25 protein-coding genes are annotated in these 25357 nt (G+C 68.9%); 15 read left to right on the top strand and 10 right to left on the bottom strand.

Annotation, left to right across the window (positions count from 1 at the left end; genetic code table 11):
• Nucleotides 1-146 precede the first annotated feature (146 nt).
• Complete coding sequence (gene gnd, locus NVU01S_RS09570) at nucleotides 147-1175, bottom strand: phosphogluconate dehydrogenase (NAD(+)-dependent, decarboxylating) (protein ID WP_042258609.1); 1029 nt, start codon at nucleotides 1173-1175, stop codon at nucleotides 147-149.
• A 331-nt stretch (nucleotides 1176-1506) separates the two neighbouring features.
• Between gnd and NVU01S_RS09565 the strand changes: the two genes are divergently transcribed.
• The 3 genes from NVU01S_RS09565 (at nucleotide 1507) to NVU01S_RS09555 (ending at nucleotide 6054) form a co-directional block, all read left to right on the top strand.
• Nucleotides 1507-3681 (top strand): VanW family protein, encoded by a 2175-nt coding sequence (locus NVU01S_RS09565; protein WP_043663874.1) that lies wholly within the window; start codon nucleotides 1507-1509, stop codon nucleotides 3679-3681.
• Nucleotides 3682-4281: 600 nt separating this feature from the next.
• Complete coding sequence (locus NVU01S_RS09560) at nucleotides 4282-4512, top strand: hypothetical protein (RefSeq protein WP_156161399.1); 231 nt, start codon at nucleotides 4282-4284, stop codon at nucleotides 4510-4512.
• Between the two features lie 447 nt (nucleotides 4513-4959).
• On the top strand, nucleotides 4960-6054 hold the full coding sequence (locus NVU01S_RS09555; RefSeq protein ID WP_156161398.1) for a GGDEF domain-containing protein: 1095 nt from the start codon (nucleotides 4960-4962) through the stop codon (nucleotides 6052-6054).
• A 57-nt stretch (nucleotides 6055-6111) separates the two neighbouring features.
• On the opposite strand, the gene NVU01S_RS09550 is transcribed toward NVU01S_RS09555, so the two are convergent.
• The gene (locus NVU01S_RS09550) at nucleotides 6112-7947 is read right to left on the bottom strand and encodes an acyl-CoA dehydrogenase (protein WP_043663867.1); all 1836 of its coding nucleotides are present in this window, start codon (nucleotides 7945-7947) and stop codon (nucleotides 6112-6114) included.
• Nucleotides 7948-8174: 227 nt separating this feature from the next.
• Here NVU01S_RS09550 and NVU01S_RS09545 point away from each other — a divergent pair, with 227 nt between their 5' ends.
• Nucleotides 8175-8771, top strand: a complete 597-nt coding sequence (locus tag NVU01S_RS09545) for an alpha/beta hydrolase family protein (RefSeq protein ID WP_043663864.1) — start codon at nucleotides 8175-8177, stop codon at nucleotides 8769-8771.
• 18 nt (nucleotides 8772-8789) lie between these two features.
• Here the strand turns inward: NVU01S_RS09545 and NVU01S_RS09540 are convergent, their stop codons facing one another.
• Complete coding sequence (locus NVU01S_RS09540; RefSeq protein ID WP_063048095.1) at nucleotides 8790-9014, bottom strand: hypothetical protein; 225 nt, start codon at nucleotides 9012-9014, stop codon at nucleotides 8790-8792.
• A 215-nt stretch (nucleotides 9015-9229) separates the two neighbouring features.
• Between NVU01S_RS09540 and NVU01S_RS09535 the strand changes: the two genes are divergently transcribed.
• Nucleotides 9230-10717 carry an alpha/beta hydrolase family protein gene (locus tag NVU01S_RS09535; RefSeq protein ID WP_156161397.1) on the top strand — a complete coding sequence of 496 codons (1488 nt, stop codon included), beginning with the start codon at nucleotides 9230-9232 and terminating at the stop codon, nucleotides 10715-10717.
• A 4-nt stretch (nucleotides 10718-10721) separates the two neighbouring features.
• On the opposite strand, the gene NVU01S_RS09530 is transcribed toward NVU01S_RS09535, so the two are convergent.
• The 4 genes from NVU01S_RS09530 to NVU01S_RS09515 form a co-directional block, all read right to left on the bottom strand.
• Nucleotides 10722-11405, bottom strand: coding sequence for a class I SAM-dependent methyltransferase (locus NVU01S_RS09530; RefSeq protein ID WP_043663861.1), 684 nt, complete (start codon nucleotides 11403-11405; stop codon nucleotides 10722-10724).
• A 26-nt stretch (nucleotides 11406-11431) separates the two neighbouring features.
• Nucleotides 11432-12667 carry an erythromycin esterase family protein gene (locus NVU01S_RS09525; RefSeq protein WP_043663858.1) on the bottom strand — a complete coding sequence of 412 codons (1236 nt, stop codon included), beginning with the start codon at nucleotides 12665-12667 and terminating at the stop codon, nucleotides 11432-11434.
• Nucleotides 12668-12773: 106 nt separating this feature from the next.
• Nucleotides 12774-13880, bottom strand: coding sequence for a glycoside hydrolase family 183 protein (locus NVU01S_RS09520; protein WP_043663855.1), 1107 nt, complete (start codon nucleotides 13878-13880; stop codon nucleotides 12774-12776).
• Nucleotides 13881-14057: 177 nt separating this feature from the next.
• On the bottom strand, nucleotides 14058-14819 hold the full coding sequence (locus NVU01S_RS09515) for a crotonase/enoyl-CoA hydratase family protein (protein WP_043663852.1): 762 nt from the start codon (nucleotides 14817-14819) through the stop codon (nucleotides 14058-14060).
• Nucleotides 14820-14980: 161 nt separating this feature from the next.
• Between NVU01S_RS09515 and NVU01S_RS09510 the strand changes: the two genes are divergently transcribed.
• Genes NVU01S_RS09510 through NVU01S_RS09500 form a run of 3 tightly spaced genes read left to right on the top strand, consistent with a single transcriptional unit; the run spans nucleotide 14981 to nucleotide 17924 of the window.
• Nucleotides 14981-16510 carry a thiolase C-terminal domain-containing protein gene (locus tag NVU01S_RS09510; protein WP_052280140.1) on the top strand — a complete coding sequence of 510 codons (1530 nt, stop codon included), beginning with the start codon at nucleotides 14981-14983 and terminating at the stop codon, nucleotides 16508-16510.
• Nucleotides 16507-17271 carry a crotonase/enoyl-CoA hydratase family protein gene (locus NVU01S_RS09505; protein WP_043663849.1) on the top strand — a complete coding sequence of 255 codons (765 nt, stop codon included), beginning with the start codon at nucleotides 16507-16509 and terminating at the stop codon, nucleotides 17269-17271. The genes NVU01S_RS09510 and NVU01S_RS09505 overlap by 4 nt, the downstream gene beginning before the upstream one ends.
• Nucleotides 17256-17924, top strand: a complete 669-nt coding sequence (locus NVU01S_RS09500) for a TetR/AcrR family transcriptional regulator (protein ID WP_043663846.1) — start codon at nucleotides 17256-17258, stop codon at nucleotides 17922-17924. Before NVU01S_RS09505 ends, NVU01S_RS09500 begins: the two co-directional genes overlap by 16 nt.
• Here NVU01S_RS09500 and NVU01S_RS09495 read toward each other — a convergent pair.
• On the bottom strand, nucleotides 17915-18697 hold the full coding sequence (locus tag NVU01S_RS09495; RefSeq protein WP_043663843.1) for an alpha/beta fold hydrolase: 783 nt from the start codon (nucleotides 18695-18697) through the stop codon (nucleotides 17915-17917). The two genes, NVU01S_RS09500 and NVU01S_RS09495, sit on opposite strands and share 10 nt — an antisense overlap.
• 135 nt (nucleotides 18698-18832) lie before the next feature.
• On the opposite strand from NVU01S_RS09495, the gene NVU01S_RS09490 reads away from it, so the two are divergent.
• From NVU01S_RS09490 to NVU01S_RS09475, 4 genes are all read left to right on the top strand, one after another.
• Nucleotides 18833-19057 carry a hypothetical protein gene (locus NVU01S_RS09490; protein WP_043663840.1) on the top strand — a complete coding sequence of 75 codons (225 nt, stop codon included), beginning with the start codon at nucleotides 18833-18835 and terminating at the stop codon, nucleotides 19055-19057.
• On the top strand, nucleotides 19044-19340 hold the full coding sequence (locus tag NVU01S_RS09485) for a hypothetical protein (RefSeq protein ID WP_014988903.1): 297 nt from the start codon (nucleotides 19044-19046) through the stop codon (nucleotides 19338-19340). Before NVU01S_RS09490 ends, NVU01S_RS09485 begins: the two co-directional genes overlap by 14 nt.
• A gap of 121 nt (nucleotides 19341-19461) precedes the next feature.
• Nucleotides 19462-19797, top strand: a complete 336-nt coding sequence (locus NVU01S_RS09480; RefSeq protein ID WP_014988902.1) for a hypothetical protein — start codon at nucleotides 19462-19464, stop codon at nucleotides 19795-19797.
• Nucleotides 19798-19837: 40 nt separating this feature from the next.
• Entirely contained in the window at nucleotides 19838-20170 is a 333-nt protein-coding gene (locus tag NVU01S_RS09475; protein WP_043663837.1) for a hypothetical protein, read from the top strand.
• Between the two features lie 5 nt (nucleotides 20171-20175).
• Here the strand turns inward: NVU01S_RS09475 and NVU01S_RS09470 are convergent, their stop codons facing one another.
• A complete protein-coding gene (locus tag NVU01S_RS09470) occupies nucleotides 20176-20475 on the bottom strand; it encodes a DUF1905 domain-containing protein (RefSeq protein WP_014988900.1) in 300 nt (99 codons plus the stop codon).
• Nucleotides 20476-20613: 138 nt separating this feature from the next.
• Here NVU01S_RS09470 and NVU01S_RS09465 point away from each other — a divergent pair, with 138 nt between their 5' ends.
• Nucleotides 20614-21837, top strand: a complete 1224-nt coding sequence (locus tag NVU01S_RS09465; protein WP_043663830.1) for an acyl-CoA dehydrogenase family protein — start codon at nucleotides 20614-20616, stop codon at nucleotides 21835-21837.
• Entirely contained in the window at nucleotides 21834-23270 is a 1437-nt protein-coding gene (locus NVU01S_RS09460) for an LLM class flavin-dependent oxidoreductase (RefSeq protein ID WP_043663828.1), read from the top strand. The genes NVU01S_RS09465 and NVU01S_RS09460 overlap by 4 nt, the downstream gene beginning before the upstream one ends.
• 42 nt (nucleotides 23271-23312) lie before the next feature.
• On the opposite strand, the gene msrC is transcribed toward NVU01S_RS09460, so the two are convergent.
• Entirely contained in the window at nucleotides 23313-23801 is a 489-nt protein-coding gene (msrC, locus tag NVU01S_RS09455; RefSeq protein ID WP_043663827.1) for a free L-methionine (R)-S-oxide reductase MsrC, read from the bottom strand.
• Between the two features lie 97 nt (nucleotides 23802-23898).
• On the opposite strand from msrC, the gene NVU01S_RS09450 reads away from it, so the two are divergent.
• Complete coding sequence (locus NVU01S_RS09450) at nucleotides 23899-25284, top strand: styrene monooxygenase/indole monooxygenase family protein (protein ID WP_043663825.1); 1386 nt, start codon at nucleotides 23899-23901, stop codon at nucleotides 25282-25284.
• Nucleotides 25285-25357 lie beyond the last annotated feature (73 nt).

Here is a 25357-nt window from a genome sequence, read left to right as displayed (position 1 = left end):
GACCGCCATGGCATTTCTCTACGGAATCAACTATCTGTTCTGGTACGGCCCGCTGGCGGTCGCCAAGCTGATGGCCCAGGCCGCCGGCTTCTGATCCCCGGTGCCGACGGCCGCGGCGCCCGCACCCGCGGGGCCGCGGCAGTCGGTCACTTTCCGGGCAGCTCGTTGTGCCCGCCGAAGGCTTTACGCATGGCCGAGAGCATTTTGTCCGCGTACAGCGATTCTCCGCGTGAGGAGAACCGCTGGAACACCGCGGCGGCGAGCACCGGCGCGGGCACCCCGGTGTCGATCGCCGCGTCCAGCGTCCACCGGCCCTCGCCGGAATCGGAGACCCGCCCGCTGTAGGAATCCAGGTTCGGATCGGCGTACAGCGCGCTCGCGGTGAGATCCAGCAACCACGAGGCGACCACCGAACCGCGCCGCCACACCTCGGTGACCTCGGGAATGTCGAGGTCGTACCGGTAGTGCTCGGGATGCTCGAGCGGGGTCTCCTCGGCCGAGAACTCGCCGGCGTGCTCCGCGCCGAAGTTGGCCTTGTGCAAGATGTTCAGCCCCTCGGCGTAGGCCGCCATCGCGCCGTACTCGATGCCGTTGTGCACCATCTTCACGAAATGACCCGCGCCCGCCGGACCGCAGTGCAGGTAGCCCTGCTCGGCCGGGGACGGCTCGCCCGTCCGTCCCGGCGTCCGTTCGGCCGCCTCGACGCCCGGCGCGATGGAACGCAACAGCGGATCCAGATACCGCACCGGCTCCGGCTCACCGCCGATCATCAGGCAGAAGCCGCGGGTCAGGCCGAAGACACCGCCCGAGGTGCCGATGTCCACGTAGTGGATGCCCTTCGGGGTCAGCCGCTCGGCCCGGGCGATGTCCTCGTGATAGCGGCTGTTACCACCGTCGATGATGATGTCGCCGGGTTCGAGCAGTTCGGCGACCTGATCGATGACCGCGCCGGTGGCGCCCGCCGGGATCATCACCCACACCACCCGCGGCGTCTGCAAAGCCTGCACGAATTCCGTGAGGTCGGTGCTGCCCCGGAAATCGTCGCCGAGTTCCTGCCGCAGTTCGTCGATGGCCTTGGGGCGACGTTCGTAGCCGACCGCGGTGTGCCCGTCCTTGACGATGCGGCGCACGATGTTGGCGCCCATCCGACCGAGGCCGATCATTCCCAGCTGCATTCCATCTCCCTCGTGTATGCGACGTCCGTCCGGACGCTCTGCGAGCCCTGGTGGCGAGAGGTCGTCCTCGATTGTCTCGCGCCGGTGCGAATCGAATGTGCCCGGCTGTGTAACGCATGGTGCGCCGTACCGATAATCAGATCGGCTCCGCGTAGTTGCCAGACCCCCGACCCGGCAACTGCGCGGGGCCCTTTGCGTGTGTCACCGGGCGCTTTGCGGGCGGTTAGCTGCACTTCGGTGCTCGCCTGACGTCGTCGGGACGGCGCACTATCGTTGGCGGGTGACTCGCACCGGGCGGGTCCCGAAGACACCCGAACGGGGAGGACGGTTCGTGACGAGCCAGCCGAGCACCGGACGCCGCGGCCGACAAGCAGGCGGCGAGGTGGGCCTACGTCAGCTGCTCGAGTCGGCCCAGGCGAACGGCGCGAACAGGGCTCCGGGGGAAGCGCCGGGCGGGTCGAACCCGGCCCCCGGCCCGTCGAACCCCGCACCTGTCCGGCCGAACCCGGCCGCGTATGAGTCGAACCCCGCGCCCTACGGAACGAGCCCTGCCGCATACGGCTCGGACCCGGTGCAGTACGGATCGAATCCCGCCCGGCACGGATCGAATCCGGCTCAGTACGAGTCGGATTCGGCCCAGTACGGATCGAATCCGGCCCAGTACGAGTCCAATCCGGCCCCGTATGAGCCGAATCAGGCCCCGGAGTGGGTCAGCGACTCGGCCCCCACCGAACCCCTGCGGGTCACCACGCCCGCAGCGAACACGCACCGCGCCAGGCCCGCCGAGCCGCGCCCGCCGGGGCGCCGCCCGATCTCCGGGCCGCCGCCGAAGCGATTCGACCGCACCAGGATCCGGCGCGCCGGCATCGCGGTCGGCGCCGTGTGCGCCGTGGTCGGCATCGCCTACGGGATCGACCTGGCGCTGTCCTCCGGTGAGGTGCCGCGCGGCACCGTCGTCGCGGGCATCGATGTCGGCGGCATGGCCACCGCGGCGGCGGACGAGCGGCTGCGCGCCGAACTCGGGCCGCGCACCGAGCGTGAACTGCCGTTGCGCATCGGCGACGTGCAGACCCGGATGATCCCGAGCGCCGCAGGCCTGTCGGTCGACTGGGACCGCACCTGGGCGCGGGTCGGCGGTCAGCCGCTCAATCCGGTCACCCGGTTCACCTCGCTGTTCAGCGCTCGTGATGTCGCGGTCGTCAGCGTGGTCGACGATGCGGCACTGGATCGTCAGCTCGAGGCGTTGCGCGTGCACGACCGCCCGTCGGTCGAAGGCACCATCGCCTTCGACAAGGCCAGACCCGTCGCCGTCGCCCCGGTGCCGGGGCGGGTGCTCGATATCGCCGCCGCGCGCCAAGATCTCATCGACGAGTGGATCAGCGGTCTCACGGTGGATCTGCCGGTGCACCCCGCGCCGTTGCAGGTGCGGCCGGAAGCGGTCGACCTCGCCTTGCGTACCGTCGCCGAGCCCGCGGTGCGCGCGCCGATCACCTTCGCGGGCAAGGGCGCGGCCGCCAAGCTCGATCCGGAGCAGATCGCGACGACGCTGTCGTTCGCCCCCGACGGCAACGGCGGGCTGGCCCTCGCCGTGGATCAAAACATCGCGGTCGGTTTGCTGGCGCCGCAGCTGGCGGCCACCGAGGTGGAGGCGAAGGACGCGACGTTCGCGCTGACCGGCGGCAAGCCCACCGTGGTACCCGCCGTCGTCGGTGACAAGATCAACTGGCCGAAGACGCTGGAGCAGTACACGGCGCTGCTGACCGCGCCGGGTGAGCGCGCCGCGCAAGCCGTCTACGAAAAGGTCGAGCCGAAGCTGACCACCGAGGCGGCGCAGGGCCTCGGCGTCGTCGAGACCATGGGTTCGTTCACCACCAACGGCTTCAGCGGACCCTCCGGTGTGAACATCCGGGTGGTCGCCAAGAAGGTCAACGGTGCCGTCGTGAAGCCGGGAGATACCTTCTCGCTCAACGATTTCACCGGCCCGCGCGGTGCCGCGGAAGGCTATGTGGAGTCCGGCATCATCGATCACGGCAGGCCCGCCACCGCCGTGGGCGGCGGTATCAGCCAGTTCGCCACCACCCTCTACAACGCCGCGTATTTCGCGGGCATGGAGGACGCGGGCCACACCGAGCACAGCTACTACATCTCCCGGTATCCGGCGGCGCGGGAGGCGACCGTGTTCGACGGCGCGATCGATCTGCGTTTCCGCAACAACACCCCGACCGGCGTCTTCATCGAGGCGCTCGCCACGGATTCCGAAGTGACGGTTCGGCTCTGGGGCACCAAGACGCTGAACGTCGAATCGGTCACCGGCGAGAAGAGCAAGCCGACCGAGCCGTCCACCATCAAACTCCCGAAGGGCAAGGACTGCATCGCCTCCGAGGGTGCTCCGGGCTTCACCATTTCCGACACCCGGATCATCACCGACCGCCGCACCGGCAAAGAGGTCTCCCGCGCGACCCGGACCGTCAAATACGACCCCATCCCCGTGGTGAAGTGCGAGTAACGCCAGCTCAGTGAGCTTTCAGCCAAACATTCTGTGATGTGAATCACTGGAATCGCGGCGCTGCGTCGGCGGCGCGGAGCGATCGGTCAGTTACCGCCGATCGGCGTGCTGCCTTCGAATCGGCGTGCTGCGCAGCGAGATTCGGCGCGGCACCGCCTTCGGGATAGGGCCGATAATGTTACGTCTGCCGGTTATGTAATGAATCACAGAATTGCGGCCGGATTGCTGTGGACCGGCCGCGGCATGGGTCGCTGAACATTTATCGGATTCGTTCCGATGCCCGATGCCGACAGGTTGTCGTACATTTGCCCGCGGCTTGGTCATGTAGGCCCGCTATCGCATTGTTTGTACTGCGGTTTCGCGTGTGGAAAATTGGTGCCACCGGCTTCTTTGCCGGTAAAAATAGGGTCCTACCAGGTGAGTTGATGGCGCGCCGCAGTTCTTCCTTGGTGTTTGCGTAGTGCAATCGAAGGGTTAATCGTGACCGAATTCCGCGATGACTGAATGGTCGCTGGCCGAGTTCATGCGTGATAGAACTGCTTTCGGCTGAAACCGTTCGGGTTATCGGTCGAGAAAGAAATCGGTAAAGGAAGAAGTTACATGAGCAAAACACGAGTGTTCGGTGTCGTCCTGGCCGCGGCGGCCGGTCTCCTCATCGCCGGGTCGGGCATGGCCAGTGCGGCACCGGGTCTCCCGTTGGAGACCGGCGCGGCGCAGCCGGTGGTCGCGCCGGGCGAGCCCGATCCGACCGGCACCGGCTCGAGCAAGGCCATCGCCGACATCGTCAAGCAGCTGTCGAGCGGTTCGGGCAAGGGTACGCCCGCCACGTAGGTCACCGATCGGCCCCGCGTGAGTGTGGGGATGGGCGGCGGGGCGTCCTGAATTCTGCGCAGCGGTCCGGAGCGATCCGGGCCGCTGCGGCTGTTCCCGCGGATGAACCACGAACTGCTCACATCGGCCGACGGGCGGATCTCACGCCTCGTTTGCTGGTGGTTCACGATGCGGCCCGCCGGACCGGACAAACCGGTCTCCTACCCGCGGTGCCGCGCCACCGGTGCTGTCCGCGCTCTTGGTTGAAGTGACAAATATGCCGTTGACCAGCAATGATGTTTGACAAAGCGGAAGTTCGCCGAGGTGTCGGCGGTATGCGCCGCCGCGCGGGGCGCAATACACTTGCCTGGTAGCTGGTGGGATTTCTCGACCTGATCCCGCGCTCGTCGCAAGCACACGGTACGGATCCCTCTGCACTAGGCGGTGACGGTGGCCCACAGCGGCGCGATGTTCAGAGCTTGGTGGCGGGATCCGGCCGACTATGCCTGGCTCGCGCGGGCGCTGGACTCCTACACGGCGGTGGCCTGGCTGAAGGTGGTGGTCGGCACGGGCGGCGTCTTTCTGGCGGGGATCGCCCTGCTGGCGATGTCTTCCGACGGCGGCCCGCCGAACAACTTCGGTCTCGCGATCGACTGGACCATCGCCGGGTTCGCGGTGTTCTGGGCGCTGCGCTGGTGGCTGCTGCCGTGGCCGTCCCGGGTCGAATCGCTGGTGCTGTTCGGGGCGGCGGACGTCGCGATCACCGTCGCCAACCTGCAGGAATCCAACCGGCTCTACGGGGCGCTCGGCCTGACCCTGCTGGTGATCACCGGCGGCTATCTGGCGGTGATGCACAACGCGAAAGTGCTTGCGCTGCACGCGGCGTGGACGGTGTTCTCGGTGGTGCTGCTGACCGGCCGGATGGTGGCGGGCGGCGGCGATCCGATGATCGGCGCGGCGATCGTGCTGATGACCGCGGCCTGCGGCGTCGTCCTGATGCCCGCGATGCAGTTCTGCTTCTGGGTGCTGCGCCAGGACGCGGTCCGCGACCCGTTGACCACGCTGTTGAATCGGCGCGGGCTGGAGTTGTACCTGGCGGCGCTGGCGGGCTCGGGTTGTCGCAGGCCGGTCTACGCGATCGCGCTCGATCTCGATCGGTTCAAGGACGTCAACGATCGTTTCGGGCACGCGGTGGGTGACGAGGTGCTGGTGCGGACGGCACAGCGCCTGCGTGCCGCGTTGCGCGCACCGTTCGTGGTGGCGCGCACCGGCGGGGAAGAGTTCGTGATCTTCGGCCGGATCGCGGAGCGGACCGCGCAGGCCGAGGCCGAACGGGTACGGCTGGCCGTCTCCGAACCGCAGGCGGTGTGCGCGGCGACGGGTGAGCCGCCGGAAACGATCTCGGTGACCGCGAGCCTCGGGGTCGTGGTCTACGAGGGCACGTGCGATCCCACGCTGCCCTATTCGATGCTGCGGCGGGCCGATGACCTGATGTACCGCGCGAAACAGCTCGGCGGGAACCTGGTCGTCACCGACGAACTCGTCGCGTCCGCCGCCACCTGAGACCCGGCGACGAGAAAGCGGCCCGGATCGCTCCGGGCCGCTTTCGTTGTTCGTGGATCAGAACGCCGCTTCGTCCAGCTCCATGATGTCGTTGTCCAGGTTGGCCAGCACGGCGCGGGTGGCCGTCAGCTCCGGCAGCATGTTGCGGGCGAAGAACTGCGCGACGCCCACCTTGCCCTGGTAGAACGACTCGTCGGCTCCGGTGGCGCCGTTGTCGAGCGCCTTGATGGCGATCTCGGCCTGACGCAGCAGCTGCCAGCCGATCAGCAGGTCACCGACGGCGAGCAGGAAGCGCACCGAACCGAGGCCGACCTTGTACAGCTCGGACGGGTTCTCCTGGGCGCCCATCAGGTGGCCGGTGAGCGTGGCGGCCATGGCCTGCACGTCCTCCAGCGCGGTGGCGAGCAGCTTGCGCTCGCCCTTGAGCCGGCCGTTGCCCGCCTCCGAGTCGATGAACTTCTGCACCTGGCCGGCCACGTGCGCCAGCGCGACGCCGCGGTCCCGGGCGATCTTGCGGAAGAAGAAGTCCTGCGCCTGGATGGCGGTGGTGCCCTCGTACAGCGAGTCGATCTTCGCGTCCCGGATGTACTGCTCGATCGGGTAGTCCTGCAGGAAGCCGGAGCCACCGAAGGTCTGCAGCGATTCGGTCAGGTACTGGTAGGCGCGCTCGGAACCGACACCCTTGACGATCGGCAGCAGCAGATCGTTGACGCGGAACGCGACATCGGCATCCGCACCCGAAACCTGCTGGGCGATATCGGCATCCTGGTGCGCCGCGGTGTAGAGGTAGATCGCGCGCAGGCCCTCGGCGTAGGCCTTCTGGCTGGCCAGCGAACGGCGCACGTCGGGGTGGTGGGTGATGGTCACGCGGGGCGCGGCCTTGTCGGTCATCTGGGTGAGGTCGGCACCCTGGACGCGCTCCTTGGCGTAGTCACGAGCGTTCAGGTAACCGGTCGACAGGGTCGCGATGGCCTTGGTGCCCACCATCATGCGCGCGTTCTCGATCACGTCGAACATCTGCGCGATGCCGTTGTGCACCTCGCCGACGAGCCAGCCCTTGGCCGGAATGCCGTGGCCGCCGAAGGTCAGCTCACAGGTGGCCGAGACCTTCAGGCCCATCTTGTGCTCGACGCCGGTGACGAAGGCGCCGTTGCGGTCGCCGAGTTCACCGGTCTCGTGGTCGAAGTGGAACTTCGGTACGAAGAACAGCGACAGGCCCTTGGTGCCCGGGCCCGCGCCCTCGGGACGAGCCAGCACCAGGTGGATGGTGTTCTCGAACATGTCGTCGGCGTCGGCCGAGGTGATGAAGCGCTTCACGCCCTCGATGTGCCAGCTGCCGTCTTCCTGCTTGATCGCCTTGGTGCGACCCGCGCCGACGTCGGAGCCCGCGTCGGGCTCGGTGAGCACCATGGTGGCGCCCCAGTCGCGATCGATCGCGATCTTGGCCCACTTCTTCTGCTCGTCGGTGCCGTTGTTGTGGAAGATGGTGTTGAAGCCGGGGCCCGCGGCGTACATGTAGACGGCGGGGTTCGCGCCGAGGATCAGCTCGCTGATCGCCCAGTGCACGGTGCGCGGGACGCCGAGTCCACCGAGCTCCTCGGGCAGGCCGAGCTTCTCCCAGCCACCTTCCTGCATCGCGCGGAAGGACTTCTTGAACGACTCGGGGATCGCGATGGTGTGCGTTTCCGGATCGAACACCGGCGGGTTGCGGTCGGCGTCGGCGAACGAGTCCGCGAGCGGGCCTTCGGCCAGGCGGCGGACCTCGTTCAGCATCTCCTTGACCGTGTCGCTGTCCAGGTCGCCGTAGGCGCCGCTGTCGAGGATGGAGCCGAGTCCGAGGACCTCGAAGAGGTTGAACTCCAGGTCGCGGACGTTGCTCTTGTAGTGACCCATGTCGGTTACTCACTCTCCGTTGAGTTGGTGCGGTCGGTTGGTTAGCCGTTCCCGCCCGTTTGTCGCTCTACCGGTGACCGGCTTTCCGCATGCTACTCGCGGGTAACTTACGCTCCATATTACCGACCAGTAATGGGCAGGCAAAGGCTCGAGCGGGCAATGTGACGCGGAAAACAGCGACGCGCGCGGCGGCGGCGATCGGACCGGTGCTCCGGTTACGGTGAGACGTGCGCATCGAGACGAGTGCCGGACCGGCCGAGATCGAGCTCGACCGGCCGCGCAAACCGACCTTCCTGCTGCTGCTCACGCACGGTTCCGGCGGCGGCGTCGACGCGAAGGATCTGCTGGCCGTGCGCGATCGCGCGGTGGAACTCGGCGGTGCCGTCGCCAGGGTGGTGCAGCCCTATCGAGTCGCGGGGCGAAGGGCGCCGGGGTCCGCCGAGAAACAGGACGAGGCGTGGCTCGAGATCGTCGCGGCGTTGCGCCGCAAGGTCAAGGGGGTGCCGCTCATGCAGGGTGGGCGCAGCAATGGTGCGCGGGTGGCGTGCCGAACGGCGGTCGCGGTCGGTGCGCGCGGTGTGCTCGCGCTGTCGTTTCCGCTGCATCCGCCGGGCAAGCCGGAGAAAACCCGGCGCACGGAGCTGTTGGCTGCCGCCCCCGTCGAGGTGGTGGTCATCAACGGGGGCAGCGATCCGTTCGGCATCCCGGACCCGGCCGACGCCGCGGAGGTCCGGGTGATCGCGGGTCAACCGCATTCGTTCCGCACCGGGTTCGATGTCATCGCCGACACAGTCACGCCGTGGCTGCGGCGGTGGAGCGAGTAGTCCGGCGCGGCTGCGCGATCAGAGGCAGTATTTGGCGCCGGCGGACAGCGACTGCACCAGGCAGGCCAGCGACGCGGCGTCGCTCGAACCGGGGGAGACCCCGATCTCCTGGTTGCCGACCGGTGCTACCTGGCTGTGCTGGGCCGGTTCCAGCGGCAGCCCGGGCGCCGCGTTTGCCACGCCGGCCCCTGCGCCCAGCGTGAGGGCAACAGCGGCAATGATTTTCAGTGGGACACGGCGCATCGAACAACTCCTGTGAGACGGATCGGATCTCCGCCACGCTAGCCAGCGCCCCGGGTCGTGGCACGCCCCCGATTCCGGTGGCCGTGATGTCGACGGCACAGCCGCCCCGGTGTGCGCTATCCCCCGGTGGCAGCAGCGCGAAAGCGCTTGTAGGCCTGGGGGACTAGACCCGGAGCCCGATGTGGTATGGCCGGTCCGAACTTACCGTTCACAGCATGCAGAGTGCCCTGATCGTCCGACTGAAGCGCATCGCGCCGACGATCCGCAAGCCGCTCATCCGACGCGTGACGCCGGCCGCGTTTCTCGTCCTCGCCTGCGTCGCCGTGAGTGCGGGCGCCGCGAGCGCCGCCCCCGCCGATGACCCACCGATTCGCGAGGATGTCACGTTCGACAGTCACGGAGTGACATTGCGGGGCACGGTGTTCGTACCGCCTGCCGCGGCCGATACCAGGCGTACCGCCATCGTGCTCGTGCACGGCGCCGGTCCCGGCCCGCGGGACAAATACCGGCCCGAAGCAGAGGCCTTCGCGCGTGCGGGCATCGTCACGCTGGCCTTCGACAAGCGGACGGCGGGTTACTCCCTGGCCGAGCGGGATTTCGGCCTGCTCGCCGATGACGTGCTCGCCGGTCTCGCGGTAGTGCGTGCGCGCGCCGACGTGGACCCGGCGCGCACCGGGCTGTGGGCGCTCAGCGAAGGTGCGTGGGTGGCGCCGCTGGCCGCGTCGCGGTCGCCGGACGTCGCATTCCTGGTGACCATCGGCGGCTCTGCCTTCGATCCGCTGCGCACCCAGACCTGGAACCTCGGCAATCAGCTACGCCACCAAGGGATTTCGGGCGGGCTCGCGGAGGCCATCGCCGCGCCGGGCGCGCAGCTGATGGCCGCTACCGGACTGTTCCCGGAGGCGGGACACGAGCCGGCCCCGGTGCTGGAGCGGTTGCGGCTGCCGGTCCTGGCGCTGTGGGGCGCGCACGACACCGTGACCCCGCCCGCGGAGAGCGCGGTGGTCTTCCAGCAGGCGCTGGCGCGGGCGGGCAACCAGCACGTGACCATCCGCTTCGTGCCGAACGCGGGGCACACCGGGCATCGGAGCACCGACGGCTTCGACAAGGTCGGTGGACAGCTCTTCGACGGCAAACCACTCGGCGCGCTCGATCCGGGCTATACCGACGTGATGACCTCGTGGGTCTGGTCGGTCGCCCGCGGGGCCGCGCCGCTGTCCAGCGCCGAACCTGTTCCGCCGCAGGTGGATACGAGTCGCGAGCCGTCGTCCGGGGCCTGGTACGACACCGCGGTGGTGCGGTACGGCGCGTTGGCCCTGCTGTTGGTCGGCTTCCTCGGCTACCCGGTACTGGCCTGGGCCGGGCGACGCCGCGCGCCGGACGGTCGCGCCGTGCGTGCGCCGGCCCGTTGGTTGTCCGCGACCGGCTTGTTCGCGGTGATCGGCACGCTGACCTACGTCGTGTCGTGCTTCGCCACCGGTGTGCAGGGCGCGTCGGCATTTCTCGCGGGGCGCACCCTGCCTTGGTTGGTGCTCCAAACCTTTTCGGCAGTAGCACTTTTCAGTCTGATCGCGACCGTGCTCGTCTGGTGGCGGACGCGACGCCGGGTGGTCGGCGTCGAGCGGGTCCGGCTCGCGCTGCTGGTGCTCGCCGGAATCGTGTTCGTCCCCTGGGCACTCAGCTGGGGCCTGTACTCGCTGTGACGGTTCAGTCGGTGGGCTCGAGTGCGGTCTCGGCGGGTCGGGTCGCGATGACGAGTGCGTCGATGGCATCGCGACCTTCGGTCGGGCGTAAGACGCGGTCGGCCAGACGGATTCGGATGCGGTGGTCGTCGATGGCGGGTGCCAGGTCGGCGACCACGTCGTCCGGCGTGAACAGGACATCCGGGTCTTTCGGGCCGCCGTACCCGTCGGTGAGGTTGGTGGTGTCGTGGCCGAGGACGAGCAGGGTGCCCTCGGGTGCGAGCAGGTCGGCCGCGTGCCGCAGCACGGTGCGCCGCTGGTCGGCGGGCAGGTGCAGGAAGACCATCAGGACGAGTTCGAACGGGCCCGGGACCTCGAGTTCGGTGACGTCGGCGCATTCCCAGGTGATCCGGCTGCGCACCGAGCGGGACAGCCGGGTCGCGATGGTGCGGCCCTTGTCCACTCCGACCTGGGAATAGTCTACGGCGTAGACCTGCCAGCCGTGCGTGGCCAGCCAGAGCGAATTGCGCCCTTCCCCGCAGGCCAGGTCCAGGGCGCGGGGCAACTCCGGGACCTGGCCGTCGCCGTCGGGCGCGAGCGGGGTGCGCCGCTCCAACCCGAAGACGTGTTCCACCACGGTGCTGTTCGGTGGCGTGCCCCAGACCAAATCGGATTGGGCATAGCGCTCGTCCCACTCGGTCGCATCCATGATCGCGAGTCTATTGACGAGCGCGGCTACCCCGCGATCTCGGTGTCCGGCAACCAGCGCACCGGTGTGGTCTCGCGCACGTGCACCAGCACGTCGAAGGCCCCGGCGAGCGAAGGCACGGTGATGTTCGCCTTGTCGTCTTCGGCCGGGTCGTAGACGCCGCTGATCACGCGCAGCTTCGCCGGCGCCCCGCGCCACGCGTCGACCGCTTGCGGCGCGTCCGCGCGCAGGTCGAGGTAGTAGCCGGGCAGCTCGACCGTGCCGAGCGCCGCGTCCACCAGATCGGGCAGCGGCTCGGGCGCATGGTGTGCGCCGAGGTCACCGTGCCCGAAACCGAGGGCGACCGAGGCGTAGCCGTCGCCGAACTCCGCGCGCAGATAGCTACCGACGCTGCGGAATTCGGCGCTGCCCAGGCCGAGCGGGTGCGCGGCGGTGTGGGCGATACCGTCCCAGTAGACGATTTTCGCGCCGGTGGCGCGTTGCTGTTCGATCACCCGCATACCCGCGGGGCGTTCGTCGCGCGCGAACCCGCCCTGCCCGGCGACGCTCTGCTCGTGGAACTCGACGATCAACCGGGCGCGCCGCCGGGCTTCGACGTATTCCGCTGCGACGGGCAAGGTTTCGAACAGTTCGAAGGCGGCACGCGCGTGCTCGGCGAACGGGCGGCCCGGGTGGGTGCCGAGATGGCGCTGGACATGCTCGTCCACCTGATGCGCGGTGCGGATCGGGGCCAGCTGGGCGTCGATGGCGGCCACCTGGCCGGGGGCCACGCGGCGCACGTAATCCAGGACGACGTCGTAGTCCGCCGGCTCGGCCCGCGGCGGCTCGATGCCGAAGATCCGCACCTGATCGTCGGGGTTCGTCTTGTTGTACGCGCGGATCCAGGCCAGCGCCGCAACGGTTTCCGCGGTGCGCCACGGCCGCCACGATCCGGCGAGCACCGTTTCGGGATCACCCGCGCCCGCGCGCACGTACGCGTCCCACCGTTCGCCGGAGCGGGCGCTGTCCTGAATAGCCAAGGCGCGGAATCCATATCGCTGCACCAGTGCGCGGAAGATCCGTTCCTGGAGCCCATAGATCTGCCGGGAGAATCGGGTCGATTCGCCGAGCCCGACCACCGTGGCCGCGCCGAGTCGTTCGACCAGCGCGGCGAGGTCCGGGCCGGTGTAGTCGGGTGCGGTATCGCTGATCGGACGGGCGTTGGCGGCGAGCCAATCCCGCACGATCGGCCACTCGGGCACGGCGGGTGCGCTGGTTCCCATGGTTCCTCCTGAACAGACGACGATCCGACGCGGTCCAGCCTCATAGGTGAAGCAAGGTTGAGGTCAAGGACCGCGCCGGATCGCGGGTGTCCGGGGGCGCGAACCGCTACAGCTGCGTGCGCATGAGCAGCACGTTGTACTGGCTGTGCACGGTCGTGAGGTAGTACAGATCACGGCCGGTCTGATACGGGAAGATCGAGGGCGCGTACGCGCTCGGCAGTTCCCTGGTGTCGATCAGTACCTCGGGCTCGCTCCACGGCCCGGTCGGTGCGGCCGCCCGGCGCAGCACCACCGAGTTGAACGGGTCGGTGGTGAGCGAGATGTACTGGCCGAGGTACGCGTTGTACATCACCGACAGCTCGCCGACGCCCCACATGATCGGCGCGGCCGCGTTCACGTCGTCGCGCCGCCACTCCTTGCCGTCCCAGTACTCGTACGCGCTGAGATCGGTGATCTGGGCTTCCGGGACGCGTGCGACGAACGCCGCCTGGTTGCGGCCGGAGGGCGTGCCGTACTCGTAGATGAACCCGCCGTCCTTCAGGAAGGCGTTCATCTGGAAGTTGCCGTTGCCGCCCTCGTCCGGCCGTCGAGTGGCGGGCAGCTCGCCCCAGGTTTCCCCGTTGTCGCCGGAGGCGGCGAGGCTGGAGAAGTTGGTGCTCCACTGCCCGACCTCGTCCCAGCTACGGACCGACATCAGGCTCATGAATTGGACATCGCCCACCGAAATGCCCGCGGTAGGAATACGGCTAATCTCCAGAAACGGAATTTTCGGGCTGGGGATCAGATCGCGCGCCTGACCGAAAACATCGCGCACGACACTGTCGAAATATATGCCGTTGACCGGGTTGTTCGTGTGGCTGCGCATCAGGATGTTGGAGCGCCACGACCACATGCTGCCGGCCAGCAGGTTGGGGAAACCGACCCCCGCGGTATCGCCGAACGCGGTGAGCAGCTCGCCCTTGCCGTTGTCCCACATGATGCCGAGGTCGGTGCCGAGCACGTTGTAGGCCTGGGTGTTGTTCGGGCTGGCCATGCCGGTCATCTGGAACACAGCCCGGGACCGGCCGACGAGGTTGGGCAGGCCGTTGCTGCCGTTGAGTACCGGAATCGGATTGATGGTGTTTGGATTGGCGGCGGCCGGGGTAATCGCTGTAGTCAGTAAGGTTGAAACACCCGCCAACGCGGTAAGCACAATGGCTACGGTTCTGTTCAAGTCTGTGCGCCCTCCGGAATCACGCCGAAAGCAATGCGAAACACAGACTTCCGCGATACACAGACCCCTCGCGGTGTGTAGCGCACCACAATTCGACTGGCTGGCAAATCTGCGGAAAATGCTAGCAGTGATTTCGTCGAAAAGGGCGGCCTCGGTCCCGGAACTGCCGGGCCGGATTCAGTCGGTGCCGGATTTCCCCCGGTTGACGGCCAGCCGGATGACCAGCGGCAGCTGCGTCGCCCGCTCGATGGCGAAGGTGCGGCGGGTCGAGGCGTGCCAGGCCTTGTCGAAGAGCCGCTTGGCCCCGGCGACGGCGTGCGGCGAGCGCGTCGCGATCCGGTCGGCCAGCTTCTCCGCGGCGGCGACCGGGTCCGCGGTGACCTCGGTGACCAGGCCGATCCGTTCGGCGTAGGCAGCGTCGACGGTGTCCGCGGTCATCGTCAGCAGCAGTGCCTGGTCGACGCCGATCAGCCGGGAGAGGGTGGCCGCGCCGGTCATGTCGGGCACCAGGCCGTGTTTGGCCTCCATCACCGAGAACTCCGAATCCGGGGTGGCGAAACGGAAGTCGGCGGCCAGCGCGAGTTGCAGTCCGCCGCCGTAGCAGCGGCCGTGCACGGCGGCGATCACCGGCACCCGCAGCCGGCGCCAGGCCCAGCAGGCTTCCTGGAAGACGTTGGTGCCGCGCCAGGGCAGCGGCACGAAGGCCCGCACGATGGACAGCGGATCGCCGGCCGCCTTCGCGATGTCCAAACCGCTGCTGAAACTGGGGCCGTTGCCGGACAGGATCACCGCGCGCACGTCGTCGCGGCCCGCGATGGTGTGCGCGGTGTCGATCAGCTCGCGCAGCATGTCGATGGTCAGGCCGTTGTGCTTGTCCGGCCGGTCGAGGGAGACGTAGGCGCGATCGCCGTCGAAGCGCAGCGCGATGTGGGTGCCCATGCCCGGATCTTACCCGTGAGTCAGTTCGAAGTCAGTGGGCATTGCCCGGCCAAGGGGGACTCTGCTCTAATCGAACTCAGGTTACCGTCAATGCTGACGGTAATTGCGTCGACCGCCGCACTGCCGCGGCGGCGACGGCACGCCTGATCTGCGGAGGAACCATGCTGCCAGCGGGAATTGATCCCCGAACGCCGGTGCTCGTCGGCGCCGGGCAGGTCGTACACCGGAACGGCGAACCCGGCCTGCCGGGCCCGGTCGAACTCGCGGCCGAATCGCTGCGCCGCGCGGGCGCCGACAGCGGCACCGGCGATCGGCTCCTGCGCGGCGCGGACCTGATCGCGGCCGCGGCCCCGGTCAGCAGGCCGTATTCGGATCTCGGCGCGCTGGTCGCCGCCGAGCTCGGTGCCGACCCGAAGCGGACGATGCAGTCCGTGCGCTTCGGCGGCGATGCGCCGCAGCGTCTGCTCAACACCGTCGCCCAGGCCATCGCGGACGGACAGTCCGAGGTCGCGCTGATCACCGGCGCCGAGGCGGTGGCGGCGTGGAACAGCGCGACCCGCGCGGGCGCCACCCTGCCGTGGCCGGAGCAGCCGGACGACGTGCAACCGACCGACCTCGTCGGCTCCGACCGGGCCCCCAACTCCGACATGGAAACCGCCGCCGGGATGTGGGGGCCGGTGTACTTCTACGCGCTGATGGAGACCGCGCTGCGCCATCGGCTCGGGCTCGGCGTAGACGCGCACCGGGCCCGGATCGGCGCGCTGTGGTCGCGGCTGTCCGCCGTCGCGGCGCGCAATCCTTATGCGTGGCAACCGGAATCGCACGACGCGACCGATCTGGTGACACCGGGCGCGGCCAACCGGCTGGTCTCGACGCCGTATCCGAAACTGCTGGTCGCGAACCTGTCGGTGAATCTCGGCGCGGGCTTGATCGTGTGCAGCGCGGCCGCCGCCGACGCGGCCGGCGTGCCGCGGGAGCGTTGGGTGTTCCCGCACGGCGGGGCCACCGCCACCGACGAATGGTTCGTCACCGAGCGCGCGGACATGTCGGTGTCGCCCGCGATCGCCGCGGCAGGACGGGCGGCGCTCGGCGCGGCCGGTATCGGCATCGAGGACGTCGCGCACATCGATCTCTACTCCTGCTTCCCGGTCGCGGTGCAGGTCGCGGCCGAGGCGCTCGGCCTGCCGATCGACGATCCGGCGCGGCCGCTCTCGGTCACCGGCGGCCTCACCTTCGCGGGCGGGCCGGGCAACAACTACAGCACGCATTCGATCGCGACCCTGGTCGGCCTGCTGCGCGAGGACCCGCAGGCCTACGGACTGGCGACCGCGCTCGGCTGGTACATCACCAAACACGGCGTCGGCGTGTACTCGGCGAAACCGCCTGCGGGACTGTTCCGTTCGCTCGAACCCGAGGTGCCCGCCGCCCGCCGCGCCGCGGCGCCGGGATATACCGGTCCGGCGACCGTCGAGGCCTACACCGTGGCCTACCGCAAGGGGCCCGCCCCCGCTCATCTCGACGAACCCGAGGCCGTCGTGGTCAGCGCCTTGAACCCGGCCGGTGCCCGCATACTGGTCCGGACCTCCGCCACCGACGTGGTCGCGGCGTTCACCGAGGGCGACCCGCTGGGCGCCGCCGTGAATATCACTGCCGCTGATGCGCTCACGCTCACCGAAGGGACTGCCCGATGACCGAAAAGATCTTGGTGGAGCGGCACGATGCCGTCACCGTGCTCACCGTCAACCGCCCCGAGGCTCGCAACGCCATCGACCTCGCGACGGCGCTGGCGATCGAGTCGGCCGTCGATGCGTTCGAAGACGATGCGTCGGCGCGCGTGCTGGTGCTCACCGGTGCAGGCGGAACATTCAGCGCCGGAATGGATCTCGTCGCCGCCTCGAAGGGCGAGATGCCGATGACGCAGCGGCGCGGTCCGCTCGGCATCGCCGCGAAACCGCCGGCCAAGCCGATGATCTCGGCGGTCGAGGGGTTCGCGCTGGCCGGTGGTTTCGAACTGGCCCTCTCCGGCGATCTGATCGTCGCCGCGAGCGACGCGCAGTTCGGCATCCCGGAGGTCAAGCGTGGGCTGGTCGCCGCGGGCGGCGGCGTGCTGCGGCTGACCCAGCGGCTGCCGCGCAGCATGGCCGCCGAACTCGCGTTGACCGGCGGCCGGGTCGGTGCCGAGCGGTTGTACCAGCTCGGCCTGGTCAACCGGATCACCGAGCCCGGTGGCGCGTTGGCGGTGGCACTGGAGCTGGCGGCCGAGATCGCCGCCGCGGCACCGCTGGCCGTCGCCGCGAGCAAGCGCATCATCGACGAGTCGCCCGATTGGGCGGTCGGCGAGGCCTTCGCCAAACAGGGCGAGATCGCTTTGCCCGCACTGTTTTCCAAGGACGCCGCCGAAGGCGCGCTCGCCTTCGCGCAGAAGCGTGAACCGCAGTGGCAGGGCCGCTGACCGGCGCCGGGGAACGCGTCCGGGAGACGCAGGCGCAGCGCAGGGCGCGGATGCGCACGCGACTGCTGGACGCGGCGGTCGAGAGCCTGGTGGAGGTCGGCTACGCCGGCACCACTACGCTCGAGGTGCAGAAACGGGCGGGCGTGCCGCGCGGCACGCTGCAACACCATTTCCCGACCAAGGCCGAGCTGCTGGCCGGGGCGGTCGAGCATCTGGCCGCTCGCCGATTCGACCAGCTGACAAGCGAATTCGCGGATATCCCGTCCTCGGTGGATCGGCTGGAGACGGCCGTCGAATTGACCATGCGCATGCTGAGCGGCCCGTCGTTCTGGGCCGCGCTGGAGATGTGGGTCGGCGCGCGTACCGATCCGGAGCTGCTCGCCGCGTTCCTGCCGCTGGAGCATCGACTGTTCGAGTTGATGCACACCAGCATTCGGGACGTCTTCCGCACGGAGTTCCCCGATGATCCACGGGTGCCGACGATCACCGAGTTCACCATCGAGATCATGACCGGTCTGGCCATGCGCGTGCTGCTCACCGGCGATCTGGACGGGAACCGAATCATCCAGCACCGCTGGCGCAACGCCGTCCGCATCCTGCTCGGCGCGGCCCCGGCGGACACGCTGCTGGCGCGTCCCGACCGTCAGGCGTAGGCGGTGCTGCGAATCACCGCGGCACAGGCGGCGGGATCGTCGTAGTACGGGGTGTGCCCGCTGCCGGGCAACGTGACGTGCCGGGCGTCCGGCAGGGTCGCGCGGGCCCGGCGGCTCTGCGTCGCGTAGGTGAGCAGGATGTCGCGGTTGCCCCAGGCGACGGTGACCGGAATGTCGGCCAGCGCACCGATTTCGTGCAGTCGCGCCTTGTCGAACGAGGCGAGCGCCGCGGTGAAACCCGGTGCGTCGGCCGCGCCCGTCGCGGTGTCCAGCCCCACCTGCTTGCCGACCGCCCACGGCTTGCCGAAGACCAGCTGCAGGAACAGGGTGCGGCCCAGGGCCGTGCCCATCACCGCGGGCAGTGCGGGGCGCAACAGTCCCGCGAGCTGCTGTGACCGGCCGAGGGACTGCTGACACCAGATCCGACCGGCCTTGTCCCAGAACGCGATCGGAGAGAACGCGGTCACCGAGCGGGCCAGCCCACGGGCGCCGAGGTTCAGCGTGATCAACCCGCCCATCGAGTTCCCGGCCAGGTGTGGCCGCTCGATCCCTTGCGCGACAAGGAATTCGGCGAGTGCGTCGGTGAGCGTGTCGACCGTGGTGGTGGCCAGCGGGGCCGAGTCGCCGAACCCCGGCAGATCCACCGCGATCACGTCATGCGACTCGGCGAGGGTGTCGATGACCGGTTCCCACACCTGCCACCGGCTGCCGACGCCGTGCACCAGTACCAGCGGCGCGCCCGCACCCACCCGGTGGTAATTCAACGTCGTCATCCGCACTCCGCCTCTCCGCTGCGTCAACCCTAACAGCAGGCACCAGCCCTCAGTTTCTTCTCGGCAGCCGCCGACGTTCCCGCATACGCGCCTGAGCTGGCTTGAAGATGCGGAAAGGTGGGTAAGATAAAAGGTATGGCAACGCGTAAGGTCACCCTCTCGCTGGACGAGGCCGCTTGGTCCTATGCCGAGCAGGCCGCGGCCCGCGCGGGTATGTCGCCGTCGGCGTGGATATCGAAGGCCGCGCGTCGCGAGGCCGTGCGCACCGGCTGTGGCCCGGCGCCCGACGTGACGGCCGAAGCGGCCGCCGACGCGGCCGAGCTGGCCGCCGCCGAGGAGGCGATGCGTGCGGCGGGGTGAACTGTGGATCTACAACCCGCATGGTTCGCCCCGACGGCGCACGGTCGTGCTCATCAGCAGTGACGGCATCAACGAGTCGCCGCGGCCGTGGCTGATCGCCGCCGAGGTGGTGGCCGAGGACCCGCAGGACATCCTCGCGGTGCCGGTGCAGCGGTACGGCTGGGTGCACGCCGGCAATATCGGCCGTATCTTCCGCGGCTGGCTCGCCGAGCGGGTGGATGAAATGGAGTCCGAGACGCTGGAACGCCTGGATACCGCGTTGCGCGCCGCGATGGATTTGTGAAAACGGCATCGGCACGACGGTTTCCGGCTCGATCGGTACCATCGGGGCCGACGTCGGCGCTGTCGCGCCGTCCGTTCGGTCCAGGCAATGGCTAGTGTCCATTCGAAAGAAGAGGATTCAGGTGCGGATCTCCCTGATCGCCGCTGCGCTCATCGCGCTGCCGGTGCTCGCGGCATGCGGAAGCGACAAAGCGGCGGCGGCCCCGGCGGTGACCCAGGCCGACCTGGCCAAGTCGCTGCAGGACAAAGGGCTCAAGAACCAGGAGCTCGCCGAGTGTGCGGCGAAACTCTTTGTCGAGCAGGGAATTTCGCAGGACGGACTGCGGGTGATGGTGAGCGACGAGTACGACACCAAAGCCGCCGACCAGCAGACCCTCGGCATGAGCAAGGAAGACGCGGAGAAGGCCCGCACCGCGAGCACCCGCATCGCCACGGAATGCATGGCCACCCCGCGCTGAACCCTTCCCAGCCCAGGTAACCAGCGTCCTGCGCCGGGGGTTGCGCTACGACTCGGACGTCACCTACTCCTTCGGCAAGCGCGAGGGGCGCGCGGCACTGTCGTTCGACGCCGCGGTGCCGGGGACCTATCAGGTGGCGATCCAGGGCGACCCGGGCACCAGCGCCACGGCGGCGATCGGGCGCGGGCTCGGCACCTCGTTCGTCGGCACCCTGCTCGGCGGTATCGCGCTCGGCGTGGTGGGACTGCTGCTGGGCCTGGCGGTGATCATCGTGGTCGCGGTGAAGCGCAGTGGCAGCAAGCGCCGGGCCGCGTCCGGCTTCACCGGCGGCTATCCCTCCGGTCCTCCGTTACCCGGCCCGTACCAGTACTGAGGGCCTCACAGCGCGACGACGAGTTCGACGCGGGTGCGTGAGCCCGCGTCGAGTTCCTCGGCGGTGCGGATCGCCTTCTTGACCGGGAGCACGTAAGTGGCACGGGATTTGTCCGGGAACAAGGAAGTCGACCAGCGGCTCGCGCCGATGGTGACGTGCACCCGGACCGAGCCGAATCCGCCGACCCGGTGCGCGTAGCGCTCCTCGATCTCGTCGGCGACGTCCTCGGGCAGCGAGACGAAATACCAGGAGCCCGCGTGGTGCTCCCACACTTGCGCGTCGAACGAGTACTGCGATCCAGCCACGCCGCGACTGTAGCGCCACCCTCTGACAATCGGTCAGGACCAGCACTTTCGCCGCGAGCGCCGGGGGTAGCGCGCCGGATTCGGATCGCGCTGCGCGCAACCCGTGAGCTCCCCCGCGGCGTGCGCGATCGTGGGGTGATGACATCCATCGAAGCCAGATCCGCCACCGACGCCGAACTGGATGCGGTCTTCGGGCCGATCTTCGACCGGATCGCGCAGGGCGCGGTGGAGCGGGAGATCGATCGCCGGCTGCCGTTCGACGAGATCGGGTGGTTGCGCGAGGCGAAATTCGGCGCGCTGCGGGTGGCGGTCGAGTTCGGCGGCTACGGCGTCACGGTGCGTCAGCTGTTCCGGTTGCTCATCGAGTTGGCCGCGGCCGAATCGAATCTGCCACAGGCGCTGCGCGTGCACTTTTCGTTCGTGGAAGACCAACTGCTCGCCGAGCCCGGCCCGGCCCGCGAACAGTGGCTGCGGGCCGTGGCCGCCGGCACGCTCGTCGGCAACGCGATCACCGAGCCGGGCGTCGGCGCGGTCGACCGCTACCGGACTCGGCTGACCAGGGACGGCGACCGCTGGCTGCTGAACGGCGTGAAGTACTACAGCACCGGTTCGCTCTACGCGGACCACATCCTGGCCGCGGCCGACCGCGACGGCGAGCGGGTCGGCGTGCTGGTCGACGCGAGCGCCGACGGCGTGCGGCAGCACGACGATTGGGATGGTTTCGGACAGCGGTTGACTGCAAGTGGCACAACGGAATTCACCGATGTGGTGGTGCCGGAGGACCGTATCCTCGGGCCCGGCTACGGTGCGCCCGGTCCCACCTACGGGACGTCGTACCTGCAATTGGTGCAGCTCGCGGTGCTCGCGGGCATCGCGCAGCGCGCGGAGTCCGACGCCCGGGCCTGGGTGGCGGGCCGGACCCGTAGCTACACGCATTCCGCGGCTGGGCTGCCGCGCCAGGATCCGTTGGTACAGCAGGTGATCGGCAAGTTGTCGGCGGCGGCCTTCGCGGCGCGGTCGAGTGTGCTCGCCGTCGCGGACGTACTGGACGACGTGCTCGCCGCCGGTGCGACCGACGAAAAGTCCCTGGTGGCCGCCGAACTCGCGGCGGCGCAGGCCCAGCTCGCGGTGATCGACCTGGTGTTGCCCGCCACCTCGCTGCTGTTCGAAGTCGGTGGCGCGTCGGTGGTTTCGGAGCGGCAGCGGCTGGATCGGCACTGGCGCAATGCCCGCACCATCTCGGTGCACAATCCGGCGATCCAGAAGGCGCGCGCGATCGGCGATCACCTGTTGAACGGCACGGACCTGCCCTTCGCCTGGAGCGCGGGGGAACGCAAAGCCACCGAAGGAGCGGCCGAATGACCCGTCGAATTCGCTTCAACGCCTTCGACATGAACTGTGTCGCCCACCAATCACCGGGCTTGTGGCGGCATCCGGAGGATCAGTCGCATCGATACAAGGAACTGAGCTACTGGACCGATCTGGCGCGATTGCTGGAGCAGGGACGGTTCGACGGCATCTTCATCGCCGATGTGCTCGGCACCTATGACGTGTACGGCGGCACCGATATCGCCGCCCTGCGCCAGGGCGCGCAGATCCCGGTGGCCGATCCGCTGCTGCTGGTGTCGGCCATGGCCGCGGTCACCGAGCATCTCGGGTTCGGCATCACGACCGGCACCGGTTTCGAGCATCCGTTCCCGTTCGCGCGCCGCCTCTCCACCCTCGACCACCTGACCAACGGCCGGATCGGCTGGAACGTGGTGACCGGCTACTTACCCTCGGCGGCAAGGAATTTCGGCGCCGCCGATCAGCTCGACCACGACGAGCGCTACAACCAGGCCGACGAGTACCTCGAGGTGCTGTACAAGCTGTGGGAAGGCTCGTGGGAGGACGACGCCGTGGTGCGCGATGCCGCCCAGGGCGTGTACGTCGACCCGGCCAAGGTGCATCACATCGGCCATCAGGGCAAGCACTTCACGGTCCCCGGGATCCATCTCGCCGAGCCGTCACCGCAGCGCACGCCGGTCATCTATCAGGCGGGCGCCTCCACCCGCGGCGTGCGCTTCGCCGCCGAGAACGCCGAGGCCATCTTCATCGCCGCGCCCTCGAAACGGTTGCTGGCGCAGACGGTTTCCCGGATCAGAGCCGAGCTGGAGCAGGCCGGGCGCGACCGATACGCGGCGCGGATCTACGCGCTGGCCACCATCATCACCGACGCGACCGACGAGGCGGCACAGCGCAAGCACGAGGAGTACCTGTCCTACGCCAGCATCGAGGGTGGCCTCGTGTTCATGTCCGGCTGGATGGGCATCGATCTGTCCGGTTACGACCTCGACGACCCGATCGGGCAGGTGCAGAGCAACGCCATCCAGTCCGCGGTGGCCGCCTTCCAGGAATTCGACGACGACGGGCGGGAATGGACCGTGCGCGATATCGGGCGGTGGGCCGGTATCGGAGGCATGGGGCCGGTCTTCGTCGGTTCCGGTGCGACCGTCGCCGACCGTCTGCAGGAATGGGTCGCCGACACCGATCTCGACGGCTTCAACCTCGCCTATGCGATCACGCCGGGGTCATTCGAAGACGTTGTCCGCCACGTGGTTCCCGTGCTGACCGAGCGTGGCGCCTACGCCGCCGACTATGTGCCGGGCACGTTGCGCAACGCGCTGTTCGGGTCGGGAGATCGGCTGCCGGACGAGCATCGCGGCGCCCGCTACCGCGTGGGTGCCGCCGGGTCGACGGTGTTGCCCGACGAGGTCGCCCGTCCCGGCGCCGCGGTGGTCACGCCGAACCTCTAGATGAGACTGTCGTTGCGGTGCCTGCACCGCAACGACAGTCGATTACGCAGGAAGTGCGGCGAGGAACGCCTGCGCGACGGATTCGAGGCCCTGCCGGTCGATCTCGTCGAACCGGCCGGGTTTCGGGCTGTCCAGATCGAAGACACCGATCAGCGCGCCGTTGTGCACAAGGGGGACAACCACTTCCGAGCGGGTATCGGCATCGCAGGCGATATGGCCGGGGAAAGCGTGCACGTCCGGCACCAATTGCGTTTCCCTGGTCTGTGCCGCCGTGCCGCACACGCCTTTTCCGAGGGGAATGCGCACACAGGCCGGTTTGCCCTGAAACGGCCCGACCACGAGTTCGTGCCCGTCGTGAAAATAGAAGCCGACCCAATTGACGTCGGGCAGTGCGTGAAATACCAGCGCCGCGATATTCGCGGCGTTGGCGGTCCGGTCCGGCTCGCCCGCGACCAGCGCGCTCGCCTGCTCGGTGAGCTGGCGGTACTGCTCGGTGCGGTCGCCGGTCAGCTCGGCAACGGTAAACGACATGGGCCGAATGGTACGCCTGCGCAAAGGCCGGTTCGCTCATTGATTCTCGGTGATCGCAACACTCACGAGGGCCGCGGCACACCCTGATGATCCCTACATGACAACGCAGAATTCCGTTCCCCGTTCCCCCCGTTCGGCCGCGGTGATCGGTGCGGGCCAAACCGGCGCCACTGCGGCACTGGGTTTGCTCGACGCCGGATTCGACGTGACCCTCTACAGCGACCGTGATCAGCGCAGTCTGCGCGACGACGTCCCCGCCACCGGCACCGCGCTCGAATTCGGCGTGACCCAGCAGGCCGAGTCGGCGCTCGGCCTGGACACCTACACCGGTCGCGCACCCCGGCATACCGGCCTCAGCGTCCGGATCGCCGGACCGGAGGGCGCCGAATTGATCCAGTTCGACGGCACTTTCGACGGCTATGTCGGCGTCGCCGTCGACACCCGGTTGAAGGCCGACGAGCGTTTGAGCGCGTTCCTCGAGCGCGGCGGTCGCTTTGTCGTGGAGTCGGTGACCCCCGAGACCCTCGATTCGATCGCCGCGGCGAACGAGCTGACCCTGGTCGCCACCGGCCGTGGCGGGCTGTCCGATCTGTTCCCGATCGACGAGACGCGTACCCCGTACGATGCGCCGCAGCGGTCGCTGCTCACCGTCACCGTGACCGGAATCGGCCACGACAAGGATGTTTTCGCGCACCGCAGCCCCGCCGGCGGCGCGCACAGCGGCTTCTCCATCCTGGCCGAGCAGGGCGAGGCCTGGTGGGGCCCGTACCTGCACAAGGACGCCGGACCCAGCTGGGCCTTCCTCGGCTGGGCGCGCCCCGGCAGCGATTGGGAAACCCGTTTCGCCACAGCGGATTCCGCGGAATCGGCGTTGCGCGTCGTGCAGGACCTGTACCGGGACTACATCGATTGGGACCTGCCGGAGGTGCTGGCCACCCAGGTGCTCGCCGACGACCCGCACTCCTGGCTGAAAGGCGCCGTGCGGCCGGTGGTCCGGGCGGCCGTCGGGCACACCGCAGGCGGCCACGTGGTGGCTTCGCTGGGCGACACGTCCGCGGCCTACGACCCGATCGCGGGGCAGGGCGCGCAAAGCGGGCTCATCCAGGCCCAGCGACTGGTGGCCGCCGCGGCGGTGCACGACGGTCCGTTCGACGAGGCCTGGTTCACCGAGCAGTACGCGGAGTTCCTCGCGGTGCGCGGCGACGCCGCCAACAAGGTCACCCGGCTGTTCCTCGGCGACCCCGAGCTGGCCGAGATCGGCAATCAGCTGTTCGCGGCGGCGAGCGTCGCGCCGAAGTTCGCCGCCGCGCTGGTCGGCCTGCTGCACCACCCGCAGCCCTTCCTCGAGGTCGACTCGCTCGACGCCGCCAACGCCTTCATCACCCGGGTCACCGGCGAAGACGCGCTCGCCGTGCTCGGCCGGTTCACGCCCGCGGGCAAGTTCGCCCGGTCCACCTTCTCGGAAGCCCTCGCCAGCGCCTGATATCGGCACGCCTCGGCACAGCGATCCGATCGCACAGATTCAAACCCTCGTGCCGATCGGGTCGCGGTGCTGG

The sequence above is a fragment of the Nocardia vulneris genome, from assembly GCF_001613425.1.
GTDB classification, from domain to species: Bacteria; Actinomycetota; Actinomycetes; order Mycobacteriales; family Mycobacteriaceae; genus Nocardia; species Nocardia vulneris.
Note: the sequence above shows the minus strand (reverse complement) of the source record. Positions and strands in the feature narration are given on the sequence as shown.